This window comes from Mycobacterium sp. C31M (genome assembly GCF_053345865.1).
On record NZ_JBKFAX010000005.1, the window covers coordinates 155,183 to 167,856 of the forward strand.

The following is a 12,674-nucleotide window of genomic DNA, read 5'->3' on the forward strand; positions in this document are numbered from 1 at the left end:
ATTCTTGGCTAATGTGTGACTTGACAAGGTGACGCCAATCACATTTACTCAAACGTCAATATGACAATGGATTCGCAGGTGGAGGCGTTTTCGTGAAGTTGCTGGATGACCGTGATGTAGCTGGTGTAGCCTGCGCGTCGCGGGTCTTGACGCTGTAGAGTCACCAGTGGATTTGCTCAGTTTTTGACGACGTCGTCAACGGAGACGACTACGGTACCGAGTCACGGACGAGTCCTGGCAAGGTGCGAGCATCACGATCCGCCCGCGGCACCGTTGCCCCTCAGTTCTGCAGTACCGCTTGGAAGAGGTTTGAACTACGTGGTTGATACACCTGTCACAACGGTCGCCGTCATCGGGATGGCGTGCCGCTTGCCTGGCGGAATCGACTCACCTGACCGTATGTGGCAGGCGTTGCTCGGTGGCGAGGACCACGTCACCATCATCCCGGCGGACCGCTGGGATGCCGACGAGTATTACGACCCGGAGCCCGGTGTACCCGGACGGTCGGTCTCCAAATGGGGTGCCTTCCTCGATGATGTAGCGGGCTTTGACGCCGACTTCTTCGGCATCAGCGACCGCGAGGCCACCGCCGTCGACCCGCAGCACCGACTGCTGCTCGAGACGGCCTGGGAGGCCATCGAGCACGCCGGCATCGACCCGGCGACATTGCAGGGCTCGCTCACCGGTGTTTTCATGGGCCTGACCCACGGCGACTACCAACTGCTGGCCGCCGATGCCCATTCGATCGAGGGGCCCTACGGCTTCACCGGCAACAACTTCAGCATGGCGTCGGGACGCATCGCGTATCACCTCGGCGTACACGGCCCCGCCTACTCGGTGGACTCTGCGTGCTCGTCGGGCCTGTTGGCCCTGCACCTGGGCTGCCGCAGCCTGCACGACGGCGAGAGCGACCTGGTGCTCGCCGGTGGCGTCAACCTGGTGCTCGAACCGCGCAAGCTGTCCTCGGGCTCGGCCCAGGGCATGCTGTCGCCGACCGGACACTGCCACGCCTTCGACGCCGCCGCCGACGGGTTCGTGCCCGGCGAGGCCTCTGGTGTGCTGCTGCTCAAGCGGCTGGCCGACGCCGAACGCGACGGTGACCGCATCCTGGCCGTGGTGCGCGGCAGCGCGGTCAACCAGGACGGCCACACCGTCAACATCGCCACCCCGTCCCGGGACGCGCAGGTGGCCGTCTACAAGGCGGCCCTGGATTCCGGTGGGATCGACCCGGCCACCGTCGGCATGGTCGAGGCGCACGGCACCGGAACCCCGGTCGGCGACCCGATCGAGTTCTCCAGCCTGGCCGCGGTGTACGGCACCGACGGGCCCGTCGCGCTCGGGTCGTCGAAGACCAACTTCGGGCACTCTCAGTCGGCCTCCGGCACGATCGGTCTGATCAAGAGTGTGCTCGCCCTGCAGCACGCGACCGTGCCGCCCAACGCGAACTTCAACCGGCTGCCCGACGAACTGGCCGCCATCAAGAGCGAACTGTTCGTGCCTGCCGCGGTGACCCCCTGGCCGGCCGGCGATCAGCCGCGGCGCGCCGCGGTCTCGGCCTACGGACTGTCCGGTACCAACGTGCACGCCGTGCTCGAAGAGGCTCCGGCTGCGCAGCAGACGGCATCGACGGCAGTCGAGGGCGCCCCGCACATCTTCGTGCTGTCCTCCACCTCGGCCGAGGAACTGCGCCGCAGCGCGGGCCGGTTGGCCGACTGGGTCGCCGGCAGTGGCTCCGATGTCGTCCTGCACGACCTGGCGTACACCCTGGCCCGTCGCCGTGCGCATCGGCCGGTGCGCACCACGGTGCTCGCCCATGACCACGACACGCTGGTCGCCGCGCTGCGCGAGGTCGCCGACGGTGAGACGCCGTATCAGCGGGCCGTGGCCAACAGTGACCGTGGCCCGGTCTGGGTGTTCTCCGGACAAGGCTCGCAGTGGGCGGGCATGGGTGCCGAGCTGCTGGCCGCCGAGCCTGCCTTCGCTGCGGCCGTCGCCGAGATCGAACCGCTGATCGCCGCCGAATCCGGCTTCTCGGTCACCGAGGAGCTGCGCGCCGCGCAGACCGTCACCGGCATCAACAAGGTGCAGCCGACGGTGTTCACCGTCCAGGTCGCGCTGGCCGCCACGCTGCGCTCCTACGGTGTAGCCCCGGGCGCGGTGATCGGCCATTCGATGGGTGAGGTCGCCGCGGCCGTGGTGTCCGGTGTGCTGGCCCTGGCCGACGGTGTCAGCGTCATCTGCCGCCGCTCCAAGCTGATGGCCACCATCGCCGGGTCCGGCGCCATGGCCTCGGTCGAGCTACCGGCCCAGCAGGTGCTCTCCGAGCTGGCCGCCCGCGGCATCAACGATGTCGTGCTGTCGGTCGTCGCCTCGCCGCGCTCGACCGTGGTCGGCGGCGCCAAGGAATCCATCCGCGAACTGGTCGCCGACTGGGAGAGCCGGGATGTGATGGCCCGCGAGGTCGCCGTCGACGTCGCCTCGCACTCACCGCAGGTCGACCCGATCCTCGACGATCTCGCCGACGCCCTGGAAGACCTCGACCCGGCCGAACCGACCGTCGACTACTACTCGGCCACGCTGTACGACCCGCGGGACATCGCCGACTTCGATGCCGACTACTGGGTGGACAACCTGCGCCATGCGGTGCGGTTCGCCGCGGCCGTGCAGGCTGCCCTGGAGGACGGCTACCGCGTCTTCACCGAGCTGTCCCCGCACCCGCTGCTGACCCACGCGGTCGACCAGACCGCCAGCAGCCTGGACATCGCGCATGCCGCGCTGGCCAGTGTGCGGCGCGAGCAGGAACTGCCCTACGGTTTGCGGGGTGTGCTGGCCGATCTGCACAACGCCGGCGCCCGGATCGACCTCGACGTGCTGTACCCGGCGGGCAACCTGGTCGACGCGCCGCTGCCGACCTGGACGCACCGCGAGCTGATCCTGGTCCGCGATCCGTCCGAGCTGGCCCCCGGTGGCGCGACGATCGCGGTGCACCCGCTGCTCGGTGCCCACGTCCGGCTGCCAGAAGAGCCCGAACGGCATGCCTGGCAGGCCGATATCGGGACCGAGACCCAGCCGTGGCTCGGTGATCACCAGGTGCACAACGTCGCGTCGCTGCCCGGTGCCGCGTACTGCGAGATGGCACTGGCCGCGGCCCGTGCCACCCTCGGCGAGGCCGGCGAGGTGCAGGACATCACCTTCGATCAGCTGCTGCTGCTGGAGGAGAACACCGAGGTGTCGGCGACGGCGACCGTCACGGGTACCGGATCGTCGGCCTTCGTCGTGGAGACCCATCTGCAGGGCGAGCAGGTCAAGCGCGCGTCGGCAATCCTGCGCGAGGTCGCCGAGACCGTTACCCCGGCCGCCGTGGACATCGACGCCGTGCTGGCCGCGCACACCGTGCGGATCGACGGTGCCGAGATGCGTACCTGGTACGGCCAGCGCGGTATCCAGTACGGCCCGGCCTTTGCGGGTCTGGTCGCGGTGAACATCAACGACGGCTCGGACATCCAGTCGGATTCGGTGCTGGCCGAGGTGGCGCTGCCCGGTTCGATCCGCTCCCAGCAGGGTGCCTACGGTGTGCACCCCGCGCTGCTGGATGCCTGCTTCCAGGCCGTCGGGGCCCACCCGGCACTGCGCAGCGACACCACCGGGACCCTGATGCTGCCGCTGGGCGTGCGTCGGTTGCGCGCGTTCGGTTCCACCCGCAATGCGCATTACTGCCACGCGCGGATCATCAGCGTCACCGCCACCGCGGTCGAGGTCGATCTGGACGTGCTCGACGAGAGCGGCACCGTGCTGCTGTCGGTGAGTGGCCTGCGGCTGGGCACCGGTGTCTCCGACAGCGGCCAGCGCGACCGCACGTTCAACGATCGACTGCTGTCCATCGAGTGGCGCCAGCTGGAACTGCCCGAGGTCGACTACCACGATGCCGGCCGTTGGCTGCTGATCAGCACCTCCGATGCGGCCGACCTGCTCGCCACCAAACTGGCCGACGCGCTCAAGAGCCACGATGTCGATGTCACCACCATGGTGTGGCCGCAGCATTCCGATCACGACGCCCATGCGGCCCGGCTACGTGAGCAGTTGGCCGCCCACGCGTTCGGCGATGTCCTGGTGGTCACCCCGCCGCGGCATGGTGTCACCGATGAGCAGTCCGGTGTGCGCGGCGGCGACAACGTCCGCCACCTGGTGAAGATCGCGCGCGAGCTGCCCGAGACACCGGGGGAGGCGCCGCGGCTGCACGTGCTGACCCGCAACGCCCAGACCGTGCTCGCCGAGGATTCGGCCAATCTGGACGAGGCCGGCCTGCGCGGGCTGATCCGGGTGATCGGCACCGAGCACCCGGCGCTCAAGGCCACCCAGATCGACGTCGACGACTACACCGACGCCGCCCAGATCGCCGCACAGCTGGTGTCCGGATCCGATGAGGACGAGACGGCCTGGCGCGGTAGCGAGTGGTACGTGGCGCGGCTGGTGCCCGGAGCGCTGCGGCCCGACGAGCGGCGCACCACGGTCGTCAACCCGGCCCGGGAGGGCATGCGCCTGCAGATCCGGACACCCGGGGACATCCAGTCCCTGGAGTTGGCCGCCTTCGAGCGCGTCGCACCCGGCCCGGGTCAGATCGAGGTGTCGGTCACCGCGTCCAACCTGAACTTCGCCGATGTGCTGGTCGCCTTCGGCCGGTACCCGTCCTTCGAGGGTCGGCTGCCCAAGCTGGGCGCCGACTTCGCCGGTGTGGTCACGGGGGTCGGGCCCGGGGTCACCGGGCACAAGGTCGGCGACCGGGTCGGCGGTATCTCGGCCGACGGCGCCTGGGCGACGTTCGTGACCTGCGATGCCAACCTCGCCGTCACGCTGCCGCCCGGACTGCCCACCAACCGGGCCGCCGCGGTGCCCAGCGCGCACGCGACCGCCTGGTACAGCCTGCACGATCTGGCCCGCATCACCGCCGGGGACAAGGTGCTGATCCACTCCGCCACCGGCGGTGTCGGCCAGGCCGCAATCGCCATCGCGCGGGCCGCCGGTGCCGAGATCTACGCCACCGCAGGCTCCGACGCACGTCGGGAACTGTTGCGCGGCATGGGAATCGAGCACGTCTACGATTCGCGCAGCACCGACTTCGCCGACCAGATCCGCGCGGACACGGACGGCTACGGGGTCGACATCGTGCTCAACTCGCTGACCGGGGCCTCGCAGAAGGCCGGCCTGGAACTGCTGTCCTTCGGCGGCCGGTTCGTCGAGATCGGCAAGCGCGACATCTACGGCGATACCCGCATGGGACTGTTCCCGTTCCGTCGCAACCTGTCGTTCTACGCCGTCGACCTGGCGTTGCTGTCGCTGACCAACTCCGACACACTGCGCCGCCTGTTGGAGGTCTGCTACCAGCAGATCGCCGACGGGGTGTTGCCGCTGCCGGAGACCACGCACTATCCGCTGCAGGATGGCGCCACCGCCATCCGGGTGATGGGCGCGGCCGAGCACACCGGCAAGTTGGTGCTCGACATCCCGCACGGCGGGCAGATCGACGCCGTCGTGCCACCCGAAGAAGCTCGCGTGGTCCGGTCCGATTCGGCCTATGTGGTGACCGGTGGCCTCACCGGGCTGGGGCTGTTCCTGGCCGAGCAACTCGCCGAGTCCGGCGCCGGCCGCATCATCCTCAACGGCCGCTCGGCCCCGTCGGCGACGGCACTCGAGACCATCGAGCGGATCCGCCGCGGTGGCACCGAGGTCGAGGTCGAGCGTGGTGACATCGCCGAGCCCGGCGTCTCCGACCGACTGGTCGAGGCCGCCTGCGCGACCGGGTTACCGTTGCGCGGCGTGCTGCACGGCGCGGCCGTCATCGAGGATGCGGCACTGGCCAACATCACCGATGAACTGGTCGAACGTGACTGGGCGCCAAAGGTTTACGGTGCGCTGAACCTGCACCGCGCCACCGCCAAGCAGACACTCGACTGGTTCTGCGTGTTCTCCTCGGCGGCGGCGCTGGTCGGCTCACCCGGCCAGGGCGCCTATGCCGCGGCCAACAGCTGGCTGGACGCCTTCACCCACTGGCGGCGCAGCCAGGGCCTGCCCAGCACCGCCATCGCCTGGGGCCCCTGGTCGGAGATCGGCGCGGGCACCGCGCTGGCCGAGACCGGCGATGCCGCGATCGCCCCGGCCGAGGGCGCGTACGCGTTCGAGACGCTGCTTCGCCATGACAGGGCTTACAGTGGATACGCCCCGGTGCTCGGAACACCGTGGCTGACGGCGTTCGCGCAGAGCAGCAAGTTCGCCGAGGCGTTCCAGTCCACCGGGCAGCGCAGCACCGGCAGTGCCTTCCTTGCAGAGTTGCACGAACTGCCGCGTGACGAGTGGCCGGCCCGGATGCGTCGGATGATCTCCGAGCAGATCAGCCTGATCCTGCGGAGGTCCGTGGACCCCGACCGCCCGCTCGCCGAGTACGGTCTGGACTCGCTGGGCACGTTGGAGGTACGCACCCGCATCGAAGCGGAGACAGGTATACGTATCGGATCGACAGATATTTCAACCATTCGGGTGCTTGCGGATCGCCTATGTGACGTTCTCGCCCCCGAAGAAGTATCGGTTCCGTCATGATCAGAGGTCGCGCAGCGTCGCACGATCACCGATCTGACGTCGTCGAAGCAGGAGAGAAATAGTGGTAGCGATGAAACCGATCCATGACTGGGTCGGCGAACCGGGTGCCGTCATTTCCTGGCATCCCTCGAGGTCGACCCTGGCCAAGGTCAAGGACGCCCCCGTCAGCGACGTACCGGTCAGCTACCAGCAGGCTCAGCATCTGCTGGCGTACCGCAAACACTCGGCCTCCGGCACCGACATGGCCAGGCTGAACATCCCGTCCTGGGACATCCCCGGACGTTGTGATGTCCGGGCGATGACCCATGTCATCAATGCGTATCTGCGCAGGCACGACACCTTCCACAGTTGGTTCGAATACACCGACTCCGGCGAGATCGTGCGGCACACGGTGACCAACCCGCGCGATATCAAGTTCGTCGCCACCGAACAGGGCGAGATGACCTCGCAGCAGTGGCGCGAGCACATCCTGGCGACCGCCAGCCCGTGGGAATGGGACTGCTTCCACGTCGGTGTCATCCAGCGCGACGATCACTTCACCGTCTACATCAGCGTCGACCACGTGCACACCGACGCCATGTTCATGGGCCTGGCCTTCGTCGAGATCCACATGATGTACAACACGCTGGTCGAGGGTGCCGCGCCGCTGAAGCTGCCGGAGCCCGGCAGTTATGACACCTACTGCCGCGAGCAGCACGAGTACGTGTCCGCGCTGACCACCGAATCACCCGAGGTGGCCGGCTGGATCGACTTCCTGCAGTCCAGCGGCGGTTCACTGCCGACGTTCCCACTGCCCCTCGGTGACCCGTCGGTGACCTACACCGGCGATGTCATCACCGTCCGACTGCTGGACAAGGAGCAGGGCGACCGTTTCGAGGCCGCCTGCATCGCGGCCGGTGCCCGGTTCAGCGGTGGTGTGTTCGCCTGTGGCGCGATCGCCCATGCCGCCCTGACCGGTGACGACGTGTACCGCGTCATCACACCCACCACCACCCGGCGTACCCCGGCGGAGTTCATGACCACCGGCTGGTTCACCGGTCTGGTGCCGATCACCGTGCCCGTCGATGCCTCGGCGTTCGGGGACACCGCCCGCGCGGCCCAGGAGTCCTTCGACGGCGGCCTGGACATGGCGCATGTACCGGTCGAGCGGGTGCTGGAGATCGGTTCTGAGTCGCACGGGCTGCGTACGCCCAACGGCGGCGTGCCGATGTTGTCCTATCTGGACGTCGGTCTGCTCTCACCCGGTGTGATCGCCGAATGGCAGCGCCTCAACGGGACCATCTGGAGTGATTCCCGGGCCGCCTATCAGGTCGGTATGTGGGTCAACCGGGTCGAGCAGGAGACCACCGTCACCGCGGCGTTCCCGGCCAACCCGATAGCGCGCGAGTCGGTGCTGCGGTTCCTTGAGGCGATGAAAGCCGTCTACGTCAGCGTCGTCGAGGGTCGCGAGATCACGATTGTGCCGCTGGACGCCGATACCGCCCGTCTGAAGCTCAAGACGGCCTGATCGCCCTGTCCGTATCGGAGGTGCCGCCGCGATGACTCGTGCCGTCACACGGGTGACACAGCCGGACAACCGGATCGACTTCACCGATCAGGCGATGTTCCTGGGCCTGCGCGCCACCGGCCAGGAAGCGGTCATGCAGGTCGTGTGGATCTATGAGCGGCCCATCGACCTCGACGGTGTGCGCAGTTTCCACGAGCACATCGGGCACGGGCTGCTCGGCCGGCGGATCGAACGTTCGGCGTTGCCGTTCGGCAGGCACCGCTGGGTGTCGACGCCGGGGCCACAGTCCGCACTGGACGTCGCCGAGCCCCGCAACCGGGCAGATCTGGGCCGCTGGATCGACGAACGCGCCAGCATGGAGTTGGACCCCGAACACGGTCCGGCCTGGCATGTCGGGGTGCTGCCGATGACCGACGGGGCGACCGCGGTCAGCATCGTCATCTCGCACTGCGTCAGCGACGGCGGCGGCGCACTGCAGGCGATGGTGAACGCCATCGATCGACGCCGGCTGGACTTCGGGTATCCGCTGCCCGGCTCGCGTACCCGAGGTGAGGCGCTGCGCGCCGACCTGCGCGACACCGTGCGCGGGCTGCCCGAGGTCGGGCGCACCATCATCGAGGCCGTCCGACAGGCCACCCGACGCCGCGACCAGCTGTCCAAGTCGGGTGCCGCCAAGCCGGTGGTGACCGGCCCCGACCATCAGGTCTTCACCCCGTCGGCGACGGTCTGCGTCAAGCTCGACGACTGGGATCGCCGGGCCGCCGAACTCGGCGGCAACGGTCACTCGCTGGTCGCCGGATTCGTGGCCCGACTGGCCCAGCAGATCGGCCGGGTCGGTCCCGATGGCCGCGTCACGCTCAACATCCCGCAGGGCGACCGGGACCCCGGTGACGACGACACCCGCGCCAACGCGGTGATCCTGGTGAATCTGGCCGTCGATCCGGTCAAGGTGACCACCGACCTGACCGAGGCACGTGCGGCGCTGCGGGAGGGTCTGCGGGTGGCCCGCGACGTCCCCAACGAGGATCTCAAACTGCTGCCGCTGACGCCGTTCATCCCGAAACGGGTGGTGCGCAAGATGGCCGATGTGGCCTTCGGCTTCTCCACCGAGTTGCCGGTGTCCTGCTCGAATATGGGCGATGTGCCGCCCGGGCTGCCCAACCTCGACGGCACCGCGGCCGATTTTGTGTTCCTGCGCGGTATCGACCGGGTCGCCACCCGGCACGCGCTGGAGGAACGCTGCGGACTGCTGACCGTGGTCGCCGGTCGGATCAACGGCACCGAGACACTGACCTTCGCCGCCTACGCGCCGGGCGCGCAGAACACCACGGCATGGTTGCGCACCGAACTGGAGCAGACGCTGGCGGCATTCGAGCTTTCCGGTGTGATCGAGTAGCAGGGGGACTGGTCTCTTGGAGTTCACCAATGGCGACGCCGTGGGCAACCGGCTGACGCTGTGGGACGAGGCGCTGGTACGCGCCAATCGGGCCACCGGCCGGGTACAGATGATCCAGGTGGTGTGGGTCTACGAGCATCCGGTGGACATGGACCAGGTGCGGCGTTTCCACCGCAATTTCGGCTACGGGATGGCCGGTCGCCGTGTCGAGCGCTCACCGCTGCCGTTCGGCCGGTACCGGTGGGTCTCGGCGCTGGGACCGGCGGCGCCGCTGCACATCAACACCGACCCCCTGCCGCGCGATCAGGTCAGTGACTGGGCCGACCGGTGGGCCCAGGTCACCGTCGACCCCGAGGACGGGCCCGGCTGGCAGATGGCCGTGCAGTCGTTCACCGACGGTGTCACCGCCATCTCGGTGGTCGGGTCGCACTGCCTCGGTGACGGTGTCGCCGCGCTGCTGGCCGTCGGCACCGCCGTGGCCGGGGCCAATGTCGACATCGGCTATCCACCGCCACTGTCGAGGCGCACCCGCCGCGCCATCGTCGAGGACCTGCGTGAGACCGTGCGTGAGCTTCCCACCATTGCCCGCGCCGCCCGCAAGGCGGTCAAGGTGCTGCGCGCCGGCGCCCAGGAGGCCGCCGAGCAGACCGCCACGGCGCCTGCCCGCCCGCCGGTGGCCCACCCGGACGAACTCGTCATCGTGCCCGCCATCACCACCTATGTCGATCTGACCGAATGGGACGCCAAGGCCGCGTCGCTCGGCGGCAACGGCTACTCGATGCTGGCCGCGATCAGCGCGAAGCTCGGCGAGCGGATGGGCCGGCGCAACCCGGACGGCAACGTGTCGCTGCTGATCGCGATCAGCGACCGCACGTCGGAGACCGATGTCCGGGCCAATGCCATGACACTGGTGAACGCGAAGGTCGACCCGACCGAGCTGACCAAGGACCTCAGCGTCACCCGCAGCACGCTGCGCACCGCGCTGAAATCGGCCAAGGATCAACCCGACGAGATCCTGGAGCTGATGCCGCTGACCCCGCTGGTGCCCAAGGCGCTGGTGAAGAAGGTCGCCGACATGATGATCGCCTCCGATGACATGCCGGTGGTGTGTTCCAACATGGGCGATCTGCCGCCGGTGCTGACCTGTCCTGACGGCACCGAGGCCGAGTACACCTCGTTCTACGGTGTCGATCAGGCCACCCCGCGCGGCGAGCTGGAGAGCGGTGACGGCCAGCTGGTGGTGGTCTCCGGACGCATCAATGGCAAGGTCATCATCGGCATCGTCGCCTATGAGTCCGGGGCGGAGAACTCGAAGGCGCGGCTGCGCGAACTGTCCGCAGCCACCCTGGCCGAATTCGACCTGACCGGCGTGTTCGTTTAATACTGCTTACCGACTGAGCAAGGCTGAGAAAGGCACAAACCGATGTCCGATACCTCCCTCGTAGGCGTGCTCCGCGAACGCGCGAGCCTGCAGCCTGAGGACATTGCCTACACCTTCATGGACTACGACCATGAGTGGGACGGGGTGCCCGTCACTCTCACCTGGTCACAGCTCAACCGTCGGGTGCGCAACCTGGCCGTGGAGATGCGGGCCGTCGGGCAGCTCGGTGACCGCGCGGTGCTGCTGGCCCCGCAGGGCCTGGAATACGTGATCGGTTTCCTGGCCTCGCTGGAGGCGGGCATCATCGCGGTGCCGCTGTCGGTGCCGATGGTCGGCCAGCACGACGAGCGGGTCTCGGCCGTCATCAAGGACTCCTCGCCGTCGATCATCCTGACCACCTCGGCGGTGGCCCCCACCGTCGCCGAGTACGTCAAGATCGATGATGGTGCCGCCGCGGCGACCGTCATCGAGGTGGACAAACTGGACCTCGACGCCCGCCGCAAGTCACTGAGCAGCCGTGAGCAGAAGCCCGAGACGGCTTACCTGCAGTACACTTCGGGATCCACCCGCACACCGGCCGGCGTGATGGTGACCAACCGCAACCTGACCTCGAACTTCGAGCAGATGATGTGCGCGTTCTTCCCGCATTTCGGCAAGGTGCCGCCCTCGGGTGCACATGTGGTGTCGTGGCTGCCCTTCTACCACGACATGGGCCTGATGCTCGGCATCGTCGCCCCCATCCTGGGTGGCTGGAGCACCGTCTTCACCACACCACTGGCGTTCCTGGCCCGGCCGGCCCGCTGGATCCAGCTGATGGGCAGCTTCGGCCGCGTGGTCACCGCGGGCCCGAACTTCGCCTTCGAACTGGCCGCCGGCCGCACCACCGATGAGGACCTCGCCGGTATCGACCTCTCCGATGTCATCGCGGTGTGGAGCGGCGCCGAGCGGGTGCACGAGGCCACCCTGAAGCGGTTCTCGCAGCGGTTCACCAAGTTCAACTTCACCCAGGATGTGCTGCGGCCGTCCTACGGGCTGGCCGAGGCCACCCTGTACGTGGGCACCGGCGAGCCCGGGCCGCCGAGTGTGGTCGCCTTCGACGCCGAGAAGCTGTCCGCGGGTGTTGCCGAGCGCACCACCGACGGCAGTGGTACCCAGCTGGTCGGCTACGGCCGCCCGGAGGAGCCCATCGTGCGGATCGTCGATCCGGATAGCCGGGTCGAGGCCGCGCCCGGCAGGATCGGCGAGATCTGGAGCTACGGCGAGAACAACTGCCTGGGCTACTGGGAGCGGCCCGAGCAGACCGAGCACACCTTCCGCGGTCAGATCGAGAACCCGACCGACGGCACCCCGACCGGGCCGTGGCTGCGCACCGGCGACCTCGGTTTCCTCTCTGACGGTGAGCTGTTCATCATCGGCCGCATCAAGGACCTGTTGATCGTGCGAGGTGTCAATCACTATCCCGACGACATCGAGGCCACCATCCAGGAGATCACCGGCGGCCGGGTTGCCGCGATCGCCGTGGAGGAGGAGCGCACCGAGCAGCTCGTCGCGATCATCGAGGTCAAGAAGCGCGGCGAGACCGAGGAGGATGTGATCGAGCACTTCCTCAACATCAAGCGTGATGTCGCCTCGGCGGTCTCGCAGACACACGGCATCAGCGCCGCCGATCTGGTGTTGGTGCCGCGCGGCGCCATCCCGATCACCACCAGCGGCAAGATCCGCCGCCAGTCGTGTGTCGAGCTGTACCGCAAGCACGAGTTCTCCCGACTCGACGACAAAGTTCCGACCGCCTGAGCGCC

General features: G+C 68.2%; 5 protein-coding genes. All 5 read left to right on the forward strand.

Going from position 1 to position 12,674, the window contains the following annotated elements; genetic code table 11:
- The first annotated feature begins 318 nt into the window (after positions 1 to 318).
- The 5 genes from pks2 to ACLBYA_RS09895 all read left to right on the forward strand — a co-directional run bounded on the left by pks2 (position 319) and on the right by ACLBYA_RS09895 (position 12,669).
- Entirely contained in the window at positions 319 to 6,591 is a 6,273-nt protein-coding gene (gene pks2 / locus ACLBYA_RS09875) for a sulfolipid-1 biosynthesis phthioceranic/hydroxyphthioceranic acid synthase (RefSeq protein WP_447709215.1), read from the forward strand.
- Positions 6,592 to 6,652: 61 nt separating this feature from the next.
- On the forward strand, positions 6,653 to 8,098 hold the full coding sequence (locus ACLBYA_RS09880; protein ID WP_447709216.1) for a condensation domain-containing protein: 1,446 nt from the start codon (positions 6,653 to 6,655) through the stop codon (positions 8,096 to 8,098).
- Positions 8,099 to 8,129: 31 nt separating this feature from the next.
- On the forward strand, positions 8,130 to 9,494 hold the full coding sequence (locus tag ACLBYA_RS09885) for a wax ester/triacylglycerol synthase domain-containing protein (RefSeq protein WP_447709217.1): 1,365 nt from the start codon (positions 8,130 to 8,132) through the stop codon (positions 9,492 to 9,494).
- Positions 9,495 to 9,510: 16 nt separating this feature from the next.
- On the forward strand, positions 9,511 to 10,875 hold the full coding sequence (locus ACLBYA_RS09890) for a hypothetical protein (RefSeq protein ID WP_447709218.1): 1,365 nt from the start codon (positions 9,511 to 9,513) through the stop codon (positions 10,873 to 10,875).
- Positions 10,876 to 10,917: 42 nt separating this feature from the next.
- The gene (locus ACLBYA_RS09895) at positions 10,918 to 12,669 is read left to right on the forward strand and encodes an AMP-binding protein (protein ID WP_447709219.1); all 1,752 of its coding nucleotides are present in this window, start codon (positions 10,918 to 10,920) and stop codon (positions 12,667 to 12,669) included.
- Positions 12,670 to 12,674 lie beyond the last annotated feature (5 nt).

What these genes read in the sequence shown, in the direction of transcription:
- ACLBYA_RS09885 (WP_447709217.1), top strand. Translation starts at nt 8,130, where the DNA reads ATGACTCGTGCCGTCACACGGGTGACACAGCCGGACAACCGGATCGAC.
- ACLBYA_RS09895 (WP_447709219.1), top strand. Translation starts at nt 10,918, where the DNA reads ATGTCCGATACCTCCCTCGTAGGCGTGCTCCGCGAACGCGCGAGCCTG.